This window comes from Paenirhizobium naphthalenivorans (assembly GCF_007992095.1).
Taxonomy (GTDB): domain Bacteria; phylum Pseudomonadota; class Alphaproteobacteria; order Rhizobiales; family Rhizobiaceae; genus Allorhizobium; species Allorhizobium naphthalenivorans.
In genome coordinates this window covers 137,841-158,564 of record NZ_BJZP01000009.1, presented here as the reverse complement: position 1 = coordinate 158,564, position 20,724 = coordinate 137,841, and the positions used below count along the sequence as shown (strand labels likewise).

General features: G+C 61.3%; 21 protein-coding genes. 12 read left to right on the top strand and 9 right to left on the bottom strand.

The window, feature by feature from the left end; all coding sequences use genetic code 11:
• The first annotated feature begins 142 nt into the window (after window positions 1–142).
• From RNA01_RS11630 to RNA01_RS11620, 3 genes are all read left to right on the top strand, one after another.
• Window positions 143–820 (top strand): TetR/AcrR family transcriptional regulator, encoded by a 678-nt coding sequence (locus tag RNA01_RS11630; protein WP_147180367.1) that lies wholly within the window; start codon window positions 143–145, stop codon window positions 818–820.
• A gap of 4 nt (window positions 821–824) precedes the next feature.
• Window positions 825–1,322, top strand: a complete 498-nt coding sequence (locus tag RNA01_RS11625; RefSeq protein ID WP_147180366.1) for a DUF8051 family protein — start codon at window positions 825–827, stop codon at window positions 1,320–1,322.
• Between the two features lie 219 nt (window positions 1,323–1,541).
• On the top strand, window positions 1,542–2,132 hold the full coding sequence (locus RNA01_RS11620; RefSeq protein WP_147180365.1) for an IMPACT family protein: 591 nt from the start codon (window positions 1,542–1,544) through the stop codon (window positions 2,130–2,132).
• A gap of 25 nt (window positions 2,133–2,157) precedes the next feature.
• Here RNA01_RS11620 and RNA01_RS23675 read toward each other — a convergent pair whose 3' ends face one another.
• The 8 genes from RNA01_RS23675 to RNA01_RS11585 all read right to left on the bottom strand — a co-directional run bounded on the left by RNA01_RS23675 (window position 2,158) and on the right by RNA01_RS11585 (window position 11,499).
• The gene (locus RNA01_RS23675; protein WP_170253429.1) at window positions 2,158–2,319 is read right to left on the bottom strand and encodes a hypothetical protein; all 162 of its coding nucleotides are present in this window, start codon (window positions 2,317–2,319) and stop codon (window positions 2,158–2,160) included.
• Between the two features lie 114 nt (window positions 2,320–2,433).
• Window positions 2,434–2,907: an SRPBCC family protein gene (locus RNA01_RS11615; protein WP_147180364.1), complete on the bottom strand. Its 474-nt coding sequence runs from the start codon at window positions 2,905–2,907 to the stop codon at window positions 2,434–2,436.
• 130 nt (window positions 2,908–3,037) lie between these two features.
• Window positions 3,038–4,342: a nicotinate phosphoribosyltransferase gene (pncB, locus tag RNA01_RS11610; RefSeq protein ID WP_147180363.1), complete on the bottom strand. Its 1,305-nt coding sequence runs from the start codon at window positions 4,340–4,342 to the stop codon at window positions 3,038–3,040.
• A 326-nt stretch (window positions 4,343–4,668) separates the two neighbouring features.
• Window positions 4,669–5,631 (bottom strand): 2-hydroxyacid dehydrogenase, encoded by a 963-nt coding sequence (locus RNA01_RS11605; RefSeq protein ID WP_147180362.1) that lies wholly within the window; start codon window positions 5,629–5,631, stop codon window positions 4,669–4,671.
• 13 nt (window positions 5,632–5,644) lie between these two features.
• On the bottom strand, window positions 5,645–7,273 hold the full coding sequence (locus RNA01_RS11600) for an ABC transporter ATP-binding protein (protein ID WP_147180361.1): 1,629 nt from the start codon (window positions 7,271–7,273) through the stop codon (window positions 5,645–5,647).
• Window positions 7,270–8,415 (bottom strand): ABC transporter permease, encoded by a 1,146-nt coding sequence (locus RNA01_RS11595; protein ID WP_147180360.1) that lies wholly within the window; start codon window positions 8,413–8,415, stop codon window positions 7,270–7,272. The genes RNA01_RS11600 and RNA01_RS11595 overlap by 4 nt, the downstream gene beginning before the upstream one ends.
• 1 nt (window position 8,416) lies before the next feature.
• Window positions 8,417–9,511 carry a microcin C ABC transporter permease YejB gene (locus tag RNA01_RS11590; RefSeq protein ID WP_147180359.1) on the bottom strand — a complete coding sequence of 365 codons (1,095 nt, stop codon included), beginning with the start codon at window positions 9,509–9,511 and terminating at the stop codon, window positions 8,417–8,419.
• Window positions 9,512–9,663: 152 nt separating this feature from the next.
• Complete coding sequence (locus RNA01_RS11585; RefSeq protein ID WP_147180358.1) at window positions 9,664–11,499, bottom strand: extracellular solute-binding protein; 1,836 nt, start codon at window positions 11,497–11,499, stop codon at window positions 9,664–9,666.
• 188 nt (window positions 11,500–11,687) lie between these two features.
• On the opposite strand from RNA01_RS11585, the gene mepA reads away from it, so the two are divergent.
• From mepA to RNA01_RS11555, 6 genes are all read left to right on the top strand, one after another.
• Window positions 11,688–12,758: a penicillin-insensitive murein endopeptidase gene (gene mepA / locus RNA01_RS11580; RefSeq protein WP_284727804.1), complete on the top strand. Its 1,071-nt coding sequence runs from the start codon at window positions 11,688–11,690 to the stop codon at window positions 12,756–12,758.
• Window positions 12,759–12,849: 91 nt separating this feature from the next.
• The gene (locus RNA01_RS11575; protein WP_147180357.1) at window positions 12,850–13,224 is read left to right on the top strand and encodes a methylglyoxal synthase; all 375 of its coding nucleotides are present in this window, start codon (window positions 12,850–12,852) and stop codon (window positions 13,222–13,224) included.
• 40 nt (window positions 13,225–13,264) lie between these two features.
• Entirely contained in the window at window positions 13,265–14,287 is a 1,023-nt protein-coding gene (locus tag RNA01_RS11570) for a glucokinase (protein WP_147180356.1), read from the top strand.
• Window positions 14,288–14,406: 119 nt separating this feature from the next.
• Complete coding sequence (locus RNA01_RS11565) at window positions 14,407–16,200, top strand: ABC transporter ATP-binding protein (RefSeq protein WP_147180355.1); 1,794 nt, start codon at window positions 14,407–14,409, stop codon at window positions 16,198–16,200.
• Window positions 16,201–16,223: 23 nt separating this feature from the next.
• Window positions 16,224–17,036, top strand: a complete 813-nt coding sequence (dapB, locus tag RNA01_RS11560; RefSeq protein ID WP_371864063.1) for a 4-hydroxy-tetrahydrodipicolinate reductase — start codon at window positions 16,224–16,226, stop codon at window positions 17,034–17,036.
• Between the two features lie 23 nt (window positions 17,037–17,059).
• Window positions 17,060–17,695, top strand: a complete 636-nt coding sequence (locus tag RNA01_RS11555) for a 2,3-bisphosphoglycerate-dependent phosphoglycerate mutase (protein ID WP_147180353.1) — start codon at window positions 17,060–17,062, stop codon at window positions 17,693–17,695.
• A gap of 15 nt (window positions 17,696–17,710) precedes the next feature.
• Here RNA01_RS11555 and phnF read toward each other — a convergent pair whose 3' ends face one another.
• A complete protein-coding gene (gene phnF / locus RNA01_RS11550; protein WP_170253427.1) occupies window positions 17,711–18,448 on the bottom strand; it encodes a phosphonate metabolism transcriptional regulator PhnF in 738 nt (245 codons plus the stop codon).
• Window positions 18,449–18,531: 83 nt separating this feature from the next.
• Between phnF and phnG the strand changes: the two genes are divergently transcribed.
• From phnG to RNA01_RS11535, 3 genes are read left to right on the top strand one after another with little or no spacing between them, the layout of a single operon-like run.
• Window positions 18,532–19,002: a phosphonate C-P lyase system protein PhnG gene (gene phnG, locus RNA01_RS11545; RefSeq protein WP_147180352.1), complete on the top strand. Its 471-nt coding sequence runs from the start codon at window positions 18,532–18,534 to the stop codon at window positions 19,000–19,002.
• Window positions 19,002–19,610 carry a phosphonate C-P lyase system protein PhnH gene (gene phnH, locus RNA01_RS11540; protein ID WP_147180351.1) on the top strand — a complete coding sequence of 203 codons (609 nt, stop codon included), beginning with the start codon at window positions 19,002–19,004 and terminating at the stop codon, window positions 19,608–19,610. Before phnG ends, phnH begins: the two co-directional genes overlap by 1 nt.
• A gap of 4 nt (window positions 19,611–19,614) precedes the next feature.
• Complete coding sequence (locus tag RNA01_RS11535) at window positions 19,615–20,724, top strand: carbon-phosphorus lyase complex subunit (RefSeq protein ID WP_147180350.1); 1,110 nt, start codon at window positions 19,615–19,617, stop codon at window positions 20,722–20,724.

Sequence of the window (20,724 nt, the reverse complement as noted above, 5' to 3'; positions counted from 1 at the left end):
CAAATGTGAGTCAGAGCCACGTCTCGGTGGAAGTCAACATCGCTATCACCCTTGCGGGAAGTGCTGATTTTCTCTTGACCCCGATTAGACCGGCAGTCTAATCGAGGTCAAGAGCATTGTGAATACAGCTGCGGATCATCTTATGGACCATCGACATCAGGCACGCGAACGCTTGCGGAAACTGCCGGACGGCCAACGCACCGCCTGGCTCGATACGGCAGAAGAGGAGTTCAGGGAGCGCGGGTTCGAAAGCGCATCACTGAACCGGATTCTCACGCGTGCCGGCATCAGCAAGGGCCAAGCCTACTATTACTTCGCCGACAAGGGAGAACTCTATCGCGCTGTGATCGAGCGGGCGATCACAGAACTGACCGGGCTAATCGACGCGCGCCTGCCAACCCCGGATTCCGCCGTGAGCTACTGGCGTCAGACGGGCGCGCTCTTCGGCAAAGTGACGACGATCCTCAAGCGGAATGATCGTCTGGCCGAACTCGGGCGTGGCATCTACCGCGAAGCGGCTGCACAGACCGCCATTGCCGACCTGCTCGTCCCCTTGCACGACCACCTCGAGCGGCTGATCGAAACCGGGCAGCAAATCGATGCCGTCCGCTCGGATTTACCCCTGACCTTGCTGGCCGACATGACCTTCGCCGTGGCGCGCCAAATCGACCAGTGGTTTGCCCTGAACACGCAAGACCTCGACGAGCAACGCGCGCTCGACCTCAACCACAGGGCTGTGGGCCTCGTGATCGCCATGCTGGCACCCGATGGATGCAGCCACCGAGCTGGCCTGTTCGGCCACGTCACCTTGAAGGATTGAACTCATGACCATCTCCCGTTTCGCCGTCGTCGCCCTTCTCGTCGCTTCGGCCCTCAATCTGAGCCTGATGGTGCCTGGAGGGTTCGTCGAGACCCGCGATTTCAGCGCTTATCCTGCGATTGTGCTCGGCGCATTCAACGTGTTCCTGACCGTGCTTGGCCTGGGAAGCTTGGTGCTCGCCTTTGTCCTCGCACGCAACGGCAAAGGATATGGCTTGTCGGCGCTTGCCGGTCTCGCCTTTGTCTGCGTTTATCTGCTCGACCTCATCCGTGTTTTCCCGGTGACGCCCAACCCTATGTCGCTTCTTTTGGCCACACTCGAATGGCTCGGTACCGGCCTCGGCGGGGCCTTGGTCGTGGTGGCGATCACGCTTGCCCGGCACGAGGCAACGAATTCGGAAACCTTGGACGGACTATCGTTTCCCGCGCCGGTGATAGTCGGTCTTGTCCTCGTGACGCTGATCATTGTCGCCTATGCGACCAGGTCCGCGATGGGCATATAGGTCATGGTGTGTCTGACCTGCACGGCCCGCCATATTCTCCATTTCCTCGACAAAACCGATCCCTAGTCGCCCATTATCAGGGTGCGTAAGCGGACCAGCACCTTTCTCCAGCGAACCTCCTCGATGAAGGGCGGCCGGCGGGTGAGGCCTTTGTTTTTCGTCTCCGGCAACGCTGGTCGCGGCGGCGACGGCGCGCTATGAGGACGACAGGAGACCGCCATGTTCACCCTCGAGCACACCGAGACATTTTCCCAGGACATCAAGAAGAGCCGGTTCATCGCGCGTGCGGCGCCGGTCGCGAGCGAGGATGAGGCCAAGGCCTTCCTCGCCGCCATCAACGATGCGTCGGCCAATCACAATTGCTGGGCCTGGCGCGTCGGCCAAGCCTATCGCTTCAGCGATGATGGAGAGCCGAGTGGGACCGCCGGCAAGCCGATCCTGCAGGCCATCGACGGCCAGGCGCTGGATGGTGTCGCGGTTGTGGTGACGCGCTTCTTCGGCGGCATTCTCCTCGGCAGCGGCGGTCTCGTGCGGGCCTATGGCGGCACGGCGGCGATGTGTCTCCGGGCGGCGACCAAAGTCGAGATCATTGCAAGGGTCGAGGGCGAGATTGTCGCCGTTTTTTCCGACCTTGCCGTGCTCAAGGCAAGGCTCTCAGCCCTGCCCGACCTGATCATCCTCGGCGAGGAATTCACCGCGACCGGCGCGATCCTGAGCCTAGCCCTGCCCGCCGAAGGCGCGGAAAGGGCCTGCATGCTGGTGAGCGATGTCACCAGCGGACGCGCGGTTCTGCGGCTTGCCGACGCCTAGCACCGACCGGGCGGTCGAAAACAGATCAGTGGACGGTGGTTTCGGGCGATTCGCCGCGCAGCAGGTTGAAAGCCTCGGCAAGTGCGGCGACGAGAATATCCGTCAGTTCATCGCCCTTGTTCTCAACCAGGAGCATCTGGATCGCGGCGTCCTGTCGCTCGAAGAATTGATCCGGTTCATTCGTCATTCTATCAGTCCCCTCATGGTGCCGATTCAGTCTGCATCGTTCGGGACTGTTTAACGCCAGCAGGCTTGCGCCGGGCTGTGATGCCCGGCTCGGCCCATGCCGGACGAGGGGGGGTCAGGCGGTTTGCGGCTCCCCACCTGCTCCATCTCCGGCGACGATCTCGCCGAATTTGGCGAAGAACTGACCGGCCAGCTTCTTAGAAGTCGAATCGATCAGCCGGCTTCCCAGCTGGGCAATCTTGCCGCCGACCTCGGCCTTGACCGTGTAGGTGAGGATCGTCGCATTGGGACCGTCGGCGGCAAGAGAAACGTCGGCGCCACCCTTGGCGAAACCGGCAAGCCCACCCTTGCCCTCACCCGCAATCGTGTAGGAATGTGGCGGATTAAGATTCTGCAGTTCGACGGAACCCTCGAACTTCGCCTTGATCGGACCGACCTTCAAAACCACCTTGGCGGTCATACTAGTGTCGGACGTCTTATCCAGGCTTTCGCAGCCGGGTATTGCCTGACGCAATACATCCGGATCGTTCAGGGCCCGCCAAACCGCCTCTACCGGTGCTTCGATCCGTTCGCTGCCATTCATATCCATGATGCTTTTCCTCCCAGGGCGAGCGTCCCACTGGCGCTCCGCCCCTCCCCGGGCCGAACGGCAGCTCTTAGAAGGCCAGCTTACAGACGGCCGCGCGGATCGCAAGGGACCCGCCGCAACGATCGAACGATCAGACGAGAACGGCCTGTTCGATACGGTCTTCGGCACCGAAGAATTTCAGATAGCGTTCGACCTCGGCCGGATCGCCGGTTGCCTTTCTCGGGTTATCGGAAAGCTTGACGGCCGGATGGCCATTGGCCTCGCTGACCTTGCAGACCAGCGAAATGGGTTTCAGCCCCTCGATCTCGCGCGGCGCGCAGCCAGCGAAATCATTGGTCAGGTTGGTGCCCCAGCCAAAGCTCATGCGCACCCGACCCTCGAAATGACGATAGGTATCAATGATAGCATTAACATCGAGACCGTCGGAAAAGATCAGCAGTTTCTTCCGGGGGTCGCGCCCCATCTTCTGCCACCATTCGACAATCTTCTCGCCGCCCTCGATCGGTGGGGCGCTGTCGGGACGAAAGCCCGTCCAGTCCGCAACCCACTCCGGCGCATTGCGCAAAAAGGCGGCGGTTCCGTAGGTGTCGGGGAGCACTATAAGAAGATTGCCGCCATAGAGGCGGTTCCAGTCACGCATGACGTTATAGTTTGCGGCGAGCAGTTCCGCATCGGTCTGGGCGAGAGCGGCGGTAACCATGGGCAGTTCGTGAGCGTTGGTGCCGACGGCCTCCAGATCGGAATCCATGGCAAGCAATACATTGCTGGTACCGGTGAAACCCGGACCGATGCCTTCCTTCAGTGCCTCGACGCACCAGCGCTGCCAGAGGAAGCTGTGCCGGCGACGGGTGCCGAAATCGGAGATCCTGAGGCCGGGCAATTCGCGCAGTCGCTCGACCTTGGCCCACATTTTGGCCTTGGCGCGGGCATAGAGCACGTCGAGAGTGAAAAGGCCCATGTTCCTGGACACCGTGCGCGAGCGCAACTCGTTGATGATGGCAAGGGCCGGGATTTCCCACATCGTCGTTTCCTTCCACTTGCCGTGAAAGTTGAGGACGAACTGGCCATCCTTCTTGGACAACTCGTATTCGGGCAGCTGGAAGTTGGCGAGCCAAGCGAGAAACTCCGGCTCGAATATCTGCTTGGTGCCGTAGAACGTATTGCCGGCCAACCAGATACCTTCCTTCTTGGTAAGGCGCAGGGAACGGGCGAAATCGAGCTGCTCCCGCAGTTCCCCCTCGTCGATCTCCTCGGCGAGACGCACGCTCGTGGTCCGATTGATCAGGGTGAAGGTCGCGTCAACATCCGGGTAGAGCTTCCAGATCATCTGTAGCATCAGCAGCTTGTAGAAATCAGTATCAATCAGGCTGCGGATAATCGGATCGAGCTTCCAGCTGTGGTTGAAAACTCGAGTCGCTATGTCAGTCTTGGTCATTGGGGGACCGCCCTGCAGGTCTCGGCCGGTGGGGCCGTCGTCGGCCGAGATTCGCCCCTGCCGCTTCCGCGTTACTTATCGGAAATCCACCCTGCAAAGTCCATAGGGGCCAATTGCTGCTGGACCGGCGTCTGCAAAACCCTGACGGGCCTCGGTCGGAGTCAAAGTCCATGAACGCATGCGGCGCTTAGCGCTGTCAGACAGGTCAACTCTGCTGTTCATCGGACGTCTCCCTCTGGTTCTGAAACGCGGCACCGCAGTGCCGCTGTCTTAGATCAAACGGAGGCAGCGCGCGATTTTTCCGAAGCGTAGGCCCATAGGCTGCGTCAATAGCCCGCCGCGGCATCCACGACATGTTCAAGCGGCTGACCCGATTCAAACCGGGCGATCTGGCCTTCGACATGACGGAAAAGCGAGCCAACATCGGAGGAGGCAGCGGCATGGGGCGTGATGATAACATTGTCCAAGGCCCAGAGCGGGCTTTCGGGTGGAAGCGGCTCCGATTCGAAGACGTCGAGCGAAGCGGCTCCAAGGACACCATTTTCCAGTGCGGCAACGATGTCGGTCTCAACCTGACTGCCGCCACGGCCGGCGTTGATAAAGACCGGCTTGCCGAGCGCGCGCCCCTGGCGAAGCCTGGCGAAGAGCGAGGCATTGTAAAGCCCGTGTGTCTCAGGCGTCAGCGGCAAGAGGCCGACCAGGATGTCTGTGCGGGCGAGGAAAGCGTCCAGTCCGGCGGCATCGAAGGTCTCGACGCCGTCGATCCGCTTCTTGCGACGCGACCAGCCGACAACATCAAAGCCCATCATTTTGAGCTTGGCGGCCGCGTCCTGGCCCAGCACACCGAGGCCCATAACGCCGACTGTCACGTCGCGGGCTTCCGGCTGGGGCGAGACCTCGTCCCAGACATGGTTGCGCTGCTGGCGAGCATAGGGCAGCACACCGCGCAGGTGGCTCAGGCATTGCAGCACGACCCATTCACTCATGCGGTCGGTCAAGCTGCGGTCGACGAAACGGACGACCGGCAGGTCCGGCAGATCGTAAGCCGAGAGGATGTGATCGACGCCTGCACCGCCGGAGAAGATCACCCGCAGATCGCGAGCGCGCTCGAACAGAGACGGATCGGGCTTCCAGACGACGGCATAGGACACGCCGGACAGGTCCCGGCCAGCATTCTGTGGCTCGGCCATGTCAATGACAGTGCGACCAGCAAAGGCGCCCTTCAGGGCTGCGATTACGCTTTGGCGCACGAATTTCAGGTCGATGACGACTGCATTCCGGTCAGGCATGGTGACAGATCCATTATTGACTGATGCCGCCGATCTCGACGGCTTCAAGGTTGAAGGCTGCGGCCATCAGCGCACGGGTATAGTCGGCCTTCGGTGCACGGAAGATCTCGGCGGCAGGGCCCTGCTCCACTACTTTGCCAGCGCGCATGACGATCACCTCGTTGGCGAGCGCCTTGACCACCCGCAGGTCGTGGCTGATGAAAAGATAGGCGAGGTCGTGTTTCCTCTGCAGGTCGCGCAGGAGATCGACGACCTGGGCCTGGACGGTCATGTCGAGCGCCGAAGTCGGTTCGTCAAGCATGACGAAGCGGGGCTTCAGCACCATGGCGCGGGCAATGGCGATGCGCTGGCGCTGGCCACCGGAAAATTCATGCGGGTAGCGCCAGCGGGTCGCGGTATCGAGGCCGACCTCATCCAACGCCCAGCAGACACGGGAATCTCGTTCGGCGGCCGACAACGTGCGCTCATGCACCTTCAGTCCCTCGGCGATTATTTCGCCGACCGACATGCGCGGGCTTAACGATCCGAATGGGTCCTGGAAGACGATCTGCAGGCGATCGCGCAGAGGCCGCATCTCGGCGAAGGAGTATTTGTCGATGTCTTGGCCGATGAAGCTGATCCGGCCGCTGGAGGAGATGAGACGGGCAAGCGCCAGACCGAGCGTCGTCTTGCCCGAACCGGATTCGCCCACGACGCCGAGCGTCTGGCCGGCGCGCAGGACCATATCGACACCGTCGACCGCCTTCACATGATCGACCACCTTGCGCAGGAAGCCGGCTTTGATCGGGAACCACACGCGGATGTCGTCACCCTGCATGACGACCGGCTTGGTCTCATCAAGGGCCGGCGGTTCGCCGCGGGGCTCGGAGGCCAGGAGCTTCTTGGTGTAGTCGTGCTGCGGTTTGGTGAAAATGTCCTCGACCAGACCGCTTTCGACAATATTGCCCTTGGTCATCACACAGACCTTGTCGGCGAACTTACGCACGATGCCGAGATCATGAGTGATAAACAGCATGGACATGCCATGATCGGCCTTGAGCTGACGCAGCAGGTCGAGGATCTGCGCCTGCACCGTCACGTCGAGCGCGGTGGTCGGCTCGTCGGCGACCAGAAGTTTTGGCCGGTTGGCCAACGCCATGGCGATCATGACACGCTGCCGCTGGCCGCCGGACAACTCGTGCGGATAGGCAGAAAGACGCTTTTCCGGATCGCGGATGCCAACCTGGCGCAGGAGCTCCAGCGTGCGCACGCGCGCCACCTCGCCGGTGATTGCCTGATGCAGCTCCAGGATCTCACCGATCTGCTTCTCGATGTTGTGAAGCGGATTGAGCGAGGTCATCGGCTCCTGAAAGATCATGGTGATGTCATCGCCACGCACAGCGCGCAGCTCGGCTTCCGACGCGGTCATCAGGTCGCGGCCCTCGAACAGGACCTCACCCGAGGGATGGCTCGCGGACGGATAGGGCAGGAGCTTCAGGATGGAGGCGGCGGATACCGATTTTCCGGAGCCGGATTCGCCGACCAGCGCCACGACCTCGCCGGGCGCGATGTCGAAGGACACCCGATCGACAGCGAGCGTTTCCTGATCCCCCTGGTGGAAGACGACCGAAAGGCCGCGGACGGAAAGAAGGGGCGCAGTCATCTGAATGTCTTCCTCGGATCGAAGGCATCGCGCACCGCCTCGCCGACGAAGATCAGGAGTGAAAGCATGATCGACATGGTGAAAAAGGCGGTGAGGCCGAGCCAGGGTGCCTGAAGATTGCGCTTGCCCTGGGCGATCAACTCGCCGAGCGATGGCGAGCCAGGCGGCATGCCGAAGCCAAGGAAATCGAGGGAGGTCAGCGTGGTAATCGAGCCCGAGAGGATGAAGGGCAGGAAGGTCAGCGTCGCGACCATGGCATTGGGCAAAAGGTGGCGCAACATGATGGTCCAGCTGCCGACGCCGAGCGCGCGGGCGGCATTCACATATTCAAAGTTTCGGGCCCGCAGGAATTCGGCCCGGACGATGCCGACAAAACTGACCCAAGAGAACAGAAGCATAATTCCGAGCAGAACGAAGAAGCCGGGCGGCAGGATGGCGGCGATGATCAGCAGGATGTAGAGCACGGGCATTGACGACCAAATCTCGATGAAGCGCTGCATCAGCAGATCAGTCCAGCCGCCAAAATAACCCTGAATGGCGCCGGCGCTCACGCCGATAATCGCCGAGAAAAGGGTCAGGATCAGGCCGAACAACACCGATATGCGGAAGCCGTAAATCATCCGTGCGGCGACATCTCGCGCTTGATCGTCGGTGCCGAGCCAGTTGAGGTTGCCGACAACGCAGTTCGGATCCTCGGTCTTCAGCGGATAGGCGGCGCATCGCTCTTCGTTGTCCATCAGCCAGAAGGGCGCGGTCGGAGCCGAATGGGGGATTTCGGAATTGACCGTGCGGTAGGAGTAGCGGATCGGCGGCCAGAGCATCCAGCCATTGGCGTTGATCTCGTCCATAACGAAGGGCGAGCGATAGTCGGTGACCGCCAGGAAGCCGCCAAACTTCTCCTCCGGATAGTCGACGACGACGGGAAAGAGGATCTCGCCCTTGTAGGAGGCAATCAACGGACGGTCGTTGGCGATGAACTCGGCAAACAGCGACAGCACGAAGAGAACCATGAACAGCCAGAACGACCAGTAACCGCGCTTGTTGGCCCGGAAGTTCTCCAGACGCCGCTTGTTGGTCGGCGAGAGCCACGGCTTCCTGATCGGCGCCACGGCATCGGTACGGGTGACGTCGAGAGAGGTCATGTCAGACATCCCTTCGCTCGAAATCGATGCGCGGATCGATCCAGGTGTAGATCAGGTCGGAGACCAGGCTGACGACGAGGCCCATGAGCGAGAAGATGTAGAGCGTGGCGAAGACGATCGGATAGTCGCGATTGACGACGGCGAGGTAGCCGAGGCGGCCGAGGCCGTCGAGGGAGAAGATGTTCTCGATCAACAGTGAACCGGTGAAGAAGGCGGAGATGAAGGCGCCGGGAATGCCGGCGATGACGATCAGCATGGCGTTGCGGAAGACGTGGCCATAAAGCACCTGACGTTCTCCGAGTCCCTTGGCACGTGCAGTCACCACGTACTGCTTCTTGATCTCCTCGATGAAAGAATTCTTGGTCAAGAGCGTGGTCGTGGCGAAGGCCGAGAGCAGGAGCGCCGTCAGCGGCAGGGTAAGGTGCCAGAAGTAGTCGAGGATCTTCTGCCACCAGGAGAGCTCGGCGAAGTTGTCCGAGATCAGGCCGCGCAGCGGGAACCAGTCGAAGAAGGATCCGCCGGCAAACAGCACGATCAGCAGGATGCCAAACAGGAAACTTGGCACGGCATAGCCGATGACAATAACGCCCGAGGTCCAGACATCGAAGGGCGAGCCGTCCTGGACCGCCTTCTTGATGCCGAGCGGAATGGAAATCGCGTAGGAAATGAGCAGGATCCATACGCCAAGCGAGATTGACACCGGCATTTTCTCTACGATCAGGTCGATGACCGTGGTGTTGCGGAAGAAACTCTCGCCGAAATCGAAGCGGATGTAGTTCCACATCATCTCGAGGAAACGGGTGAGCGGCGGTTTGTCAAAGCCGAACTGCTTTTCCAGCTTGGCGATCAGTTCCGGATCAAGCCCCTGCGCGCCACGATATTTCGCCCCCATCTCATCACCGGCAAACTGCTGGTTGAGCATGTCGCCGCCGCCAGAAAGGCGCTGGTCGGCACCGTCGCCCTGGCCGGTCAGTTGGGCAATCACCTGTTCGACCGGGCCACCGGGCGCGAACTGAATGACCAGGAAGGAAATCGCCATGATACCAACGATGGTCGGGATCATCAGCAGGAGGCGCCTCAGGATATAGGCACCCATCAGCGATGAAATCCGCTCAATAGGCTGAGAACACCGTCCATTGCTCTGCTACCCAATACGTTCTCTCCTTGTTGCCTTTGGAAGCGCCGTCTAGCCGCGCTGATTCGTGGGTTCCATTGGTAGCGGCTCATAGTGGAGACGCAAGGCCCCTCCTATTGAGCCACAGATTTGGACCACCATATGTCTGGAAAGCCGATGCCATAGGTCGGGAGTTCTTGCGGATGGGTGAGCCTGTTCCAGTAGGCAATCTTGGTCTCGCCGGAATAGAACAGCGGCACCACAAAGTGATTGGCTAGAAGAACGCGGTCCAGCGCCTTGACTGCCGCCACCTGTTCCTCGCGGCTCGGGGCCGTGTTAATCATACCGATCAGCTGATCGACAGCCGGATCAGAAATGCCGGCATAATTGCGCGATCCGGCCGTATCCACCGACTGCGAGCCCCAGTAATTTGCCTGTTCATTGCCGGGATTCATCGTCTGTGCCCACACGACCCAAATCACGTCATAATCAAAGCTGCGGGTGCGGTTGATATATTGCGAAGCATCCACCGTGCGCACACGAGCATCGACGCCAATCTTCTTGAGACTAGCGACATAGGGTAGAACTGATCGCTCAAACGAAGGGCTGCTCAGCAGGATCTCGAAGCTCATCGGCTGGCCGGTTTTGCTGTTGACCATACGGTTGCCCTTGAGCTCCCATCCGGCCTCTTTAAGCAAGGCAATGGCCTTGCGGAGATTGTCCCGGACCTTCTGCGGATCACCACCGACCGGGTTGGTGTAGGGTGTAGTGAACACCTGCGACGGCACCTTGTCCTTCAGGGCCTCAAGCATTTCCAACTCGCGCCCCTGCGGAAGACCTGAGGATGCGAGTTCCGTGCCCCAGAAATAGCTGTCAACACGCTTCAATCCGCCGTAGGCGAGGTTCTTGTTCAGATCCTCGAAGTCGAAGGCATAGTTCAAGGCTTCGCGCACGCGGGGATCTTTGAATATCTCTCGGCGCATGTTCGGCACCATCGCCTGCATGATGCCGGTGGCCCGGAATGGGTTGGGCAGGGACTCGCGGATCACGAGGCCATCCTTGACTGCGGCAAAGTCATAACGGGTCGCCCAGCGGCTGGAGCTTTGCTCCTGGTAGTAGTCGAGCGTGCCGGCCCGGAAGGCCTCGAATTCGACGTCGGCGTCAGAGAAATAGGTGTGCGTGATCACCTTGAAATTATTCTGGCCGATATTGATCGGCAGATCCTTGGCCCAATAGTCATCGCGCAACTCGTAGCGGATTGTCGACCCAGGCTGAAAGGCGGCGATCTTATAAGGCCCCGAGCCCATCAGCGGTTCAAGAGTGGTGCGCGAGATGTCGCGCTGCCGGCCCTGCGCGTCCTTGCCCTCCCACCAGTGTTTCGGCAGAATTGAAAAGTCGCCGACGATGGACGGCAGTTCACGGTTGTTTTTTTCGTCAAAACGGAAGGTGACCTCACGGTCTCCGGTCTTCTCGGCGCTGATCACGTGCCGGTAATAGCTGGCGTAAAGCGTGCTGTGGTGTTTCGCACCGTTGAAGCTGAAGATTACATCCTCCGGCAGCACCGGTTGGCCATCGGCCCATTTCGCCTCCGGCCGTAGCCTGAAGGTGACCGAAGACAGGTCTTCCGGATAAGAAAGCGCTTCTGCCAGAAGACCGTATGTGACGGAGACTTCATCTTCCGATTGCCGCATCAGCGTGTCGAAGACGGAGGCGATGCCTGCGGCAGGGGTGCCTTTGTCGATCAGGGGGTTGAAGCTGTCGAACGTGCCTTCATCCGAAAGACGTAACTCTCCACCTTTCGGCGCATCGGCATTTACATAGGGTAAATGCTTGAAATTAGAAGGTAATTTTGGCTCACCTAGAACCGCAATCGCGTGGCGCCATTGAGTTTCGCTCGCTGAAAGCTGAAGCGGCGCAGTGACCGAAAGCAACAGCGCAGCAACACCAAATCCAACACGTGCCAAATCCATCCAAATCACCCCTCGTTTCTTATGGATAACAGGAACAATAGGCCAAACCACGGCAAAAAACAGACCGGCCGCACGCAAGAACACAAAGGGCCGCGGAAAACACGGATTCACCAAATTCCCGTTCCAGAGTATCGTTGTGGCAAATCACCTGGAGGGGACGGGTGGTCCTTGATGTGGTGGAAAACGATATGACGAAAATGGTGCGCGGAAGGTTGAAGGCTATGGCAAGAGGGCTGGCCGTGGCGGCGGGTCTTCTCTCTGCGGTCGCTGGCGGGGCTGCCGCGGAGAACCGGCCGGCCAAAGAACTATTCGGAGGCATGAAACTACCGGCGCGCGCTGCACCTTCCCCCTATGGTTCCTATGCCAAGGGCTGCATTGCCGGCGCTGTCGCCATTCCGTCCGACGGACCCAACTGGCAAGCCATGCGTCCATCCCGCAACCGGCGCTGGGGACACCCGCAGATGATTTCGCTGATCGAGCGACTGTCGAAGGACGCACCCAGTGTCGGCTGGCCGGGCATCCTGATCGGTGACATATCGCAGCCCCGCGGCGGTCCAATGCTCAACGGCCACGCTTCGCATCAAATCGGCCTCGACGCCGACATCTGGCTGACACCGATGCCGGACCGCCGGATGTCGGCCAAGGAGCGCGAGGACCTTCCCTTCACCACGATGCTCAAGGAAAACAAGTTCCTGACCGTCAATGACAAGGTTTGGACACTCGCGCACGCCCGCCTGATCATGCTGGCGGCGAGCTATCCGCAGGTCGAGCGCGTCTTCGTCAATCCGGCGATTAAGAAGAAGCTCTGCGACACGTGGACCGGCGACCGCACGGCACTCGGCAAGGTGCGGCCGATCTACGGCCATGACGCGCATTTCCACATCCGTATCAAATGTCCGCAAGGTGCCTCGGGGTGCAAGCCGCAGGCGGCGGTTCCGCCCGGCGACGGCTGCGACAAGTCACTGGCATGGTGGTTTACCGCCGAGCCATGGGCCAAGCCGAAGAAGGACCCGAACGCCCCACCGCCGAAGCCGCCGCGGCCGACGCAGCTGTCCGACTTGCCGAAGGCCTGCGCCGTCGTCTTGCAGGCGCCGGCAGCTGAGAGCGAAATGGCCGCGACCTATGGCGGCGGCGCTCCGATCTCCGCGCTGACTGCCGCGCCGGCGATCCCGAACGGCGCGGTCCCGGCCCTTGCGGCGCAAATGCCGGAGCTCCCCGATGTCGTGCCGATCCCACTTGCGCGCCCTGCCGGCTATTGACACACAAAACGCTTCGTCAAGACTCTTCTCAAGCACCTCGTCCTGGGTTAGAAGGCGATCAAATCGATTTAAATCCAAAAGACAGTTAACTATGACCCGATGTGTCGCCCTGATTGCCCATGACCAGAAGAAGGACGACATGGCGGACTTCGCCGATCGTCATCAAGCGCGGCTGTCCGGCTGGCGGATTGTCGCGACCGGCACGACCGGCGGCCGGATCCAGACCGCCTGCCGTTCCCTTGAAGTGACCCCGCTAAAGAGCGGACCACTTGGCGGTGACCAGCAGATCGGCGCGATGATCGCCACAGGCGAGATCGACATGCTGATTTTCTTCGTCGATCCTTTGACATCCATGCCACATGATGTCGATGTGAAGGCGCTGATGCGACTGGCGACAGTCTACGACATTCCCATGGCGCTCAACCGCGCCACAGCCGAAATCCTGATGATCACCCACGCAAACTGAACCACCCGCCCGACTCGCAGCGGCCCAAACGGAACCGGACATGCCCAAGCCCATCGACAACGACAAGCTGACCTTTCCCATCCTGATCGGCGACATCGGGGGCACGAACGCCCGCTTCTCCATTCTGATCGACGCCTATGCCGAGCCGAGGCAGTTCCCAATCGCACACACTGCCGATTTCGCCACGATAGACGAAGCGATCCAGGTGACCGTGCTCGACAAGACTTCGGTGCAGCCCCGTTCGGCGATCCTGGCCATCGCCGGACCAATCAAGGGCGACGAGATCCCGCTCACCAATTGCGACTGGGTGGTGCGACCCAAGGCGCTGATCGCCGATCTCGGCTTCGCTGAGGTTTTGCTGGTCAACGACTTCGAGGCTCAAGCCCTCGCGGTGGCCTCGCTTGCCGAAAAGGACCGAGCGCCGATCGGCGCCAATAACGTCAGCCCGATCGCCTCGCGTGTCGTGCTCGGGCCGGGAACCGGCCTCGGCGTGGCGGGTCTCGTCCATGCCCAGCATACTTGGTTTCCCGTGCCCGGTGAGGGCGGTCATGTCGACATCGGCCCGCGCAGCGAGCGCGACTTCGCGATCTTCCCGAACCTGACACCGATCGAAGGCCGCATCTCGGCCGAACAACTGCTGTGCGGTCGCGGCATCGTCAACATCTATCATGCCGTCTGCGCGACTGACGGTATCGAGCCGAAATTCACCCTCCCGGCCGACATCACCGCCACAGCCCTGTCAGGAGCGGACACCCAGGCCGTGGAGACCATCAGCCTGTTCGTCACCTATCTCGGTCGGCTCGCAGGCGACATGGCGCTGATCTTTATGGCGCGCGGCGGCGTTTTCCTCTCCGGCGGCATTTCCCAGAAAATCATCCCCGCCCTCAAGCGGCCGGAATTTCGTCAGGGCTTCGAGGACAAAGCTCCGCATACCGCGCTGATGAAGACGATCCCGACCTTCGTCGTCACCCACCCCCTCGCCGCCCTTTCGGGCCTTGCAGCCTTTGCTCGGACACCCGCCAATTTCGGCCTGGCGACCGAAGGACGGCGCTGGCGAGGCTGAGTTGCCGCTTCGGCCCGCATCGGATTGACTATGGCCAAACGGCATTCGACTGGCTATAGAGCGCGCAGCGCGGGCCAATGGCGCATGCCGCAGCCCATTTCCAACGGGAACGCCCTCATTTGAACGCCAGCAGGACAAACCAGACACCGGTCAGCTCGACAAGCGTAACATCGGTCCTTAAGCGCATCATCGCGGAAAACGGCCGTGACCATGTGCGCGGCTATCTGTTTGCCATTGCCTGCTTGGCAACCGTCGCCCTGACGACGGCTTTCACCGCCTGGATCATGGAAGCGGTCGTCAACGAAGCCTTCGCCAACCAGCGCGCCGACATCGTCTGGCTGATCTGCGGTTCGATCCTCGCCGCTTTCATACTGCGCGGTTTCGCCGGCTATGGCCAAGCGGTCACGCTGTCGAAGATCGGCAACAACATCGTTGCACGCTACCAGCGACGGCTCTACTCGCACCTGATGACCCTATCGCTCGGCTACTTCACCGAGTCCCGCTCGGCGCGCATGGCCGCCCAGATCAGCCAGAACATCAGCGGCATCCGCGACGTGTTGAACCTCACCGTAACCTCGATGGCGCGCGACCTGCTGACGCTCATCGCGTTGATCGGCGTCATGGTGTTCAAGGACCCGGTTCTGTCGCTGATCGTCTTCGTGGTCGCGCCGCCACTGCTCTATGCGATGCGCTATATTTCCAAGCGGCTTCGCAGCGCCACGAAGGAATCGGTCGTTTTCAACAGCCACGTGCTGGGAGCGATTCAGGAGACGATCCAGGGGATTGCCATCGTCAAGGCCTTCACCATGGAGGAGGAGCTTGAGCGCAAGGTCCAAGGCACGATTGACGCGGCGGAAAAGCGCTCCAACCGGATCGCTCGCCTGAGCGAGCGCACCTCGCCAATCACCGAGACCTTTGCCGGCGTGGCGATCTCCAGCGTGCTAGCCTATGCCGCCTTCCGGTCGATCTATGGCGGCGTCCTGCCGGGCGCCTTTTTCTCCTTCATCACCGCCCTTCTGATGGCCTACGAGCCGGCCAAGCGACTGGCCAAGCTCCAGGTGCAAATGGAGCGCGCCGTAGTCAATGCCCGGATGATCTACGAGATCCTCGACATGCAGACCCACCAGCGCGACAAGGATGGCGCTGCCGATCTCAAGGTGACCGAGGCGCGCATCGAATTTCGCGGCGTAACTTTCGCCTATGGCGAAAATGAAGCGATCCTCAAGGGCATCGACTTCGTCGCCGAGGGCGGCAAGACGACCGCGCTGGTCGGACCCTCCGGTGCCGGCAAGTCGACGGTGATCACCTTGATTCCGCGATTCTACGATCCGCTCGAGGGCGCGATTCTGATCGACGGCCAGAATATCGCCGACGTCACAAAGGCTTCGTTGCGCAAGCATATCGCCTATGTCTCGCAGCAGCCCTATCTCTTTGAAGGTACGATCCGCGACAATATTCGCTACGGCCGTCCAGACGCCACCGTGGCCGAGATCGAGGAAGCCGCGCGGCTTGCCAATGCCCATGATTTCATTCTGGCTCAGCCGCTCGGTTATGATACGCCAGTCGGAGAAAACGGCGTGACCTTGTCCGGTGGCCAGCGCCAGCGGCTATCGATCGCCCGTGCTCTGGTGCGCAATGCGCCGATCCTGCTTCTGGATGAGGCGACATCGGCGCTCGACACCGAGTCGGAGGCCTCCGTGCAGAAGGCCCTCGACAAGGCTATGACGGGCCGAACCGTGGTGGTCGTCGCCCACCGGCTGTCGACCATCCGCCGCGCCGACAAGATCATCGTCATGCAGGCCGGCCGAATCGCCGAAGAAGGTGCGCATGACGACCTTGCACAGCGTCCAGACGGGCTCTACGCTCGTCTAAACCAACTCCAACCGACCGCCACCACGGACGACTTCATCTAGGGACCGCGCCCATGCAGGATGCTATGAAACTCGTCGTGGTGGGTGCCGGTGGCCGGATGGGGCAGACGCTGATCCGTATGATCGAGACGACCGAAGGGGTGAAGCTGAATGCCGCGGTCGAGCGCCAGGGCTCCCCCCTGGTCGGCCGCGACGCAGGCGATCTCGTCGGGCTAGGCACCATCGGCGTACCTGTCACCGATGACCCGCTCGCCGCCTTTCTCAACGCCGACGGTGTCATCGACTTCACCTCGCCCACGGCCTCAACCGAATTCGCAGCACTTGCCGCCCAGGCGCGCATCGTCCATGTCGTTGGCACGACGGGGTGTCTGCCCGAACACGATACCAAATTCGAGGCCGCATCGCGCCATGCCCGCATCGTCAAATCGGGTAATATGAGCCTCGGTGTGAATCTGTTGTCGGTGCTCGTACAACAGGCCGCGCGCGCGCTCGACGCCGCCGGCTGGGACATCGAGGTGCTGGAAATGCACCACAAACACAAGGTCGACGCACCATCCGGCACGGCACTTTTGCTGGGCGAAGCGGCCGCCCGCGGTCGCGGCATCGATCTCGCCACGCATTCCGTACGGGTCCGTGACGGCCATACCGGCGCACGCGAGACCGGTTCGATCGGCTTTGCCACATTGCGTGGCGGCTCTGTGGTCGGCGAACATTCGGTCATTCTCGCCGGTGAGGGCGAATTGGTAACACTCAGCCACAGCGCCGGCGACCGCTCGATCTTCGCCCGCGGCGCGGTCAAGGCGGCGCTCTGGGCGCGCAACCAGAAACCAGGTCTTTATTCGATGCTCGACGTGCTCGGGCTATCTTCGTCCATCTGACAAACAATGCGGAGGAATTTCCGATGAGTGGTACTCTTGTGCTCGTGCGCCATGGGCAGAGCGAATGGAACCTGAAGAACCTGTTCACCGGCTGGAAGGATCCAGGCCTGACGGAGCTCGGGGTTCAGGAAGCCAATGCCGGCGGCAAGGCACTCGCCGACTACGGCATCAAGTTCGACATCGCCTTCACGTCGGCACTTTCGCGCGCGCAGCGCACCTGCCAGATCGTGCTCGACAATGTCGGCCAGCCCAATCTCGAGACGATCCGTGACGAGGCACTGAATGAGCGCGACTACGGCGACCTTTCCGGCCTTAACAAGGATGACGCGCGCGCCAAATGGGGCGAAGAACAGGTGCACATCTGGCGCCGCTCCTATGACGTTCCGCCTCCGGGCGGCGAGAGTCTGCGCGATACTGGCGCCCGTGTATGGCCCTATTACCTGACCGACATCCTGCCGCGCGTTCTCAGTGGTGAAACCGTTCTGGTCGCCGCCCACGGCAATTCACTGCGGGCGCTCGTCATGGTGCTGGACCGCCTGTCCAAGGAAGAGATCCTCAAGCTCAACCTCGCGACCGGCGTTCCGATGGTCTACAAGCTGAACCCGGACTCGACCGTCAAGTCGAAGGAAGTCCTGGGCGACATGTCGGGCGCACACTGACGCGCCCAGCTTCCATCAATTGGTGATGGTGAATTCGACGCGGTCAGCGGGAAACCGTGTGACCGCGTATTGCATTGGAATGCCGTCCATATCCGTGTTGAGCGCGCGCGTCACGAGAACAATAGCGCCGGGAGTGAGCGCCAGGTCGGCCACATCGTCTGGTTCGGCATGAATGGCTGAAATCTCGGTCACCTCACGCAGGTAGTCCGCCACGCCGAGATCTTCGAGCGCACAGGTGATCGAGCCTCTTCGGCGAAAGGCCACGTCGATTCCGTGGAAGCGCTCGGCCGGGAACCATGTCGTAGTGCGAGAGAGCGGCCGGCCGTCTGCCTTGCGCAGGGCATCGAGGCGGATGACCGGTTCGCCGATGGCGAGTTTGAGCCGCCGCGCCACATCCTCACTCGCGGGCTCCCGCCCTGATGACAACAGCAAGCCTTCCAGATCTCGTGCCTGCGCGCCGATGCCCTCGGTGAAGCGGGTGCGCCGCGCGATCGGAAAGGTGAACTTGTCCCTTCGCACGATCATCGTTCCGCGGCCCTGCGCGGCGCGGACGATGCCTTCCTGCGCCAAAGCCGCGAGCGCACTTCTCACCGTATGGCGGTTGACACCGAACGCTGCGGCAAGCTGCGTTTCCGCCGGCACCATGCCGGTCGCGTCATAGTCGCCTTGCGTGATCGACGCTCTTATCCTGTCGGCAATCTGCCGCCAGAGCGCCACGCCCTTTTGTCGTTCCATGGATTTCTGTTGTGTCATGTCACACGCTTGTCATGCCCGATTGGTAGCCATACAGTAACTTGTATGATTGTCTATATTACTAGACATTTAGAGGCCTGACAATGGAAGCAAAACAGGAAAATACGGAATCGGCGACGACGGAGCGGAAGCGGGTTGTGAACCTGCTGGCCCGTGCCGCGCTCAATGACCTGAGCCGCGCGTGGAACGGCCTATCCAAACAACCCGAAGTACAGATTCTGCGGGGGCCGGAGACCGGCCTCGTCATGGTGCGTGGCCGGATCGGCGGGGGTGGATCTCCCTTCAACCTGGGGGAGGCGACTGTCAGTCGCGCCACGGTAAGGCTGGACAATGGCCTGGTTGGGCATGGCCACGTCCTCGGCGCCAATCTCAAGCGCGCCAAGCTCGCTGCGGTTTTCGATGCGCTGTGGCAAGACCAGTCCCATCGCGAAATGGTCGAAGCCCAACTGCTGCAGCCGATCGAGGCCCAGACCGCCACGGACAAACGGCGGAAATCGGAGGAGACGGCTGCGACGCGCGTCGATTTCTTCACCATGGTACGGGGAGAAGACTGATGAACGCGAAGATCGAAGCTCTGACGGGCGGTTTTGCCGAACCGGTGCATCACGCCCAGAGCGTATTCCGCATGATGATGGACTGCCTGTCGCGGCCCGGGACAATCAAATCCATCCTGCCGGAGGTTGAACCACCAAAGCCGATGGGTATTGCCGCCGGCGCGATCGCGCTGACGCTTCTTGATCATGATACGCCAGTCTGGCTGACGCAGGGGCTCGCCAAGTCGACGGCGGCGGAATGGATCTCCTTCCACACCGGCGCGCCGCTCACCCGCGAGAAGTCGGAAGCGCGCTTCGCCTTTGCCGAGGCCGGTGCCTCGCTCTCCTCTTTCGGCCTTTTCGCCACCGGAACCCAAGAATACCCTGACCGATCGACGACGATTGTTCTGGAGGTAACCAGTCTCGAGAATGGCGCACCACTCAGGCTGACTGGACCGGGCATCCGCGACAGTACGGCGGTGTCTCCCCAGGGATTGCCCGAGATGTTCCTGCGGCAGTGGGCTGACAACCGCACACTCTTTCCGCGCGGCATCGACGTCGTTCTTACCGCCGGACACCAGATGCTCGGCCTGCCGCGCACCTGCAAGATCACGCCGAAGGAGGTTTGAGACCATGTATGTTGCCGTCAAGGGCGGGGAAGCCGCTATCGACAATGCACATCGACTGATGGCCGATCGGCGCCGCGGCGACCGCTCGCTTCCGGCGCTGACCATCGAGCAGATCGTCGAGCAGCTCGGCCTCGCCGTCGATCGCGTCATGGCGGAAGCCTCGCTGCATGATCGTGCACTGGCCGCGTTGGCCGTCAAGCAGGCGAGAGGCGACATGATCGAGGCGATCTTCCTCCTCAGAGCCTATCGCACCACACTGCCACGCTTCGGTTACTCGGTGCCGATCGACACCGAGCAAATGCAAGTCGAGCGCCGTATCTCCGCCACCTACAAGGACCTGCCCGGCGGCCAGCTGCTCGGCCCGACCTTCGACTATACGCACCGGCTGCTAGACACCTCGCTGCTGGAGGATGGCGGAGTGACCGAGCCCGTGCACAAGGAACCGCTCGGTGAAGCCGTGATGCGAGTGTCAGAAATCCTCGCTGAAGAAGGCTTGATCGAAGCCGATGGCGACATGCCGCCGGATCACATCGCCGGCGACATCACACGCGAGCCGATCGAATTCCCGATGGAGCGTGATACGCGCCTCCAGGCGCTCGCGCGCGGCGACGAGGGTTTCCTGCTTGCGCTGGCCTATTCGACCCAGCGCGGCTATGGCCGCACGCATCCCTTTGTCGGCGAGATCCGCATCGGCGAGGTGGAAGTCGAGCTGGACGTCCCCGAACTCGGCTTTGCCGTTTCGCTCGGAGAGATTCGCGTCACCGAGTGCCAGATGGTCAACCAGTTCAAGGGTTCAGCCAAGGCGCCGCCGCAGTTCACCCGAGGTTATGGCCTCGTCTTTGGCCAGAGCGAGCGCAAGGCCATGGCCATGTCGCTTGTCGATCGGGCCTTGCGCGTCAACGAATTCGGCGAAGACATCGTCGCACCGGCGCAGGACGAGGAATTCGTCATTTCACATTCCGACAACGTCCAGGCAACTGGCTTCGTCGAGCATCTCAAGCTACCCCACTATGTCGACTTCCAAGCCGAGCTTGATCTGGTCCGACGCATGCGTGGCGAGTTCGAGGCGATGCAACGCAAGCAGCAAAGCGCATTGGCCGAGGCTGCAGAATGA

Coding starts and splice junctions, on each gene's coding strand:
- dapB (WP_371864063.1), top strand. CDS start 16,224: ATGAAACTCGTCGTGGTGGGTGCCGGTGGCCGGATGGGGCAGACGCTG.
- RNA01_RS11555 (WP_147180353.1), top strand. CDS start 17,060: ATGAGTGGTACTCTTGTGCTCGTGCGCCATGGGCAGAGCGAATGGAAC.
- RNA01_RS11605 (WP_147180362.1), bottom strand. CDS start 5,631: ATGCCTGACCGGAATGCAGTCGTCATCGACCTGAAATTCGTGCGCCAA.
- RNA01_RS23675 (WP_170253429.1), bottom strand. CDS start 2,319: ATGACGAATGAACCGGATCAATTCTTCGAGCGACAGGACGCCGCGATC.
- RNA01_RS11615 (WP_147180364.1), bottom strand. CDS start 2,907: ATGGATATGAATGGCAGCGAACGGATCGAAGCACCGGTAGAGGCGGTT.
- phnH (WP_147180351.1), top strand. CDS start 19,002: ATGAACGCGAAGATCGAAGCTCTGACGGGCGGTTTTGCCGAACCGGTG.
- phnF (WP_170253427.1), bottom strand. CDS start 18,448: ATGACACAACAGAAATCCATGGAACGACAAAAGGGCGTGGCGCTCTGG.
- RNA01_RS11570 (WP_147180356.1), top strand. CDS start 13,265: ATGCCCAAGCCCATCGACAACGACAAGCTGACCTTTCCCATCCTGATC.
- pncB (WP_147180363.1), bottom strand. CDS start 4,342: ATGACCAAGACTGACATAGCGACTCGAGTTTTCAACCACAGCTGGAAG.
- phnG (WP_147180352.1), top strand. CDS start 18,532: ATGGAAGCAAAACAGGAAAATACGGAATCGGCGACGACGGAGCGGAAG.
- RNA01_RS11620 (WP_147180365.1), top strand. CDS start 1,542: ATGTTCACCCTCGAGCACACCGAGACATTTTCCCAGGACATCAAGAAG.
- RNA01_RS11630 (WP_147180367.1), top strand. CDS start 143: ATGGACCATCGACATCAGGCACGCGAACGCTTGCGGAAACTGCCGGAC.
- RNA01_RS11535 (WP_147180350.1), top strand. CDS start 19,615: ATGTATGTTGCCGTCAAGGGCGGGGAAGCCGCTATCGACAATGCACAT.
- RNA01_RS11625 (WP_147180366.1), top strand. CDS start 825: ATGACCATCTCCCGTTTCGCCGTCGTCGCCCTTCTCGTCGCTTCGGCC.
- RNA01_RS11600 (WP_147180361.1), bottom strand. CDS start 7,273: ATGACTGCGCCCCTTCTTTCCGTCCGCGGCCTTTCGGTCGTCTTCCAC.
- mepA (WP_284727804.1), top strand. CDS start 11,688: ATGACGAAAATGGTGCGCGGAAGGTTGAAGGCTATGGCAAGAGGGCTG.
- RNA01_RS11575 (WP_147180357.1), top strand. CDS start 12,850: ATGACCCGATGTGTCGCCCTGATTGCCCATGACCAGAAGAAGGACGAC.
- RNA01_RS11585 (WP_147180358.1), bottom strand. CDS start 11,499: ATGGATTTGGCACGTGTTGGATTTGGTGTTGCTGCGCTGTTGCTTTCG.
- RNA01_RS11590 (WP_147180359.1), bottom strand. CDS start 9,511: ATGGGTGCCTATATCCTGAGGCGCCTCCTGCTGATGATCCCGACCATC.
- RNA01_RS11595 (WP_147180360.1), bottom strand. CDS start 8,415: ATGACCTCTCTCGACGTCACCCGTACCGATGCCGTGGCGCCGATCAGG.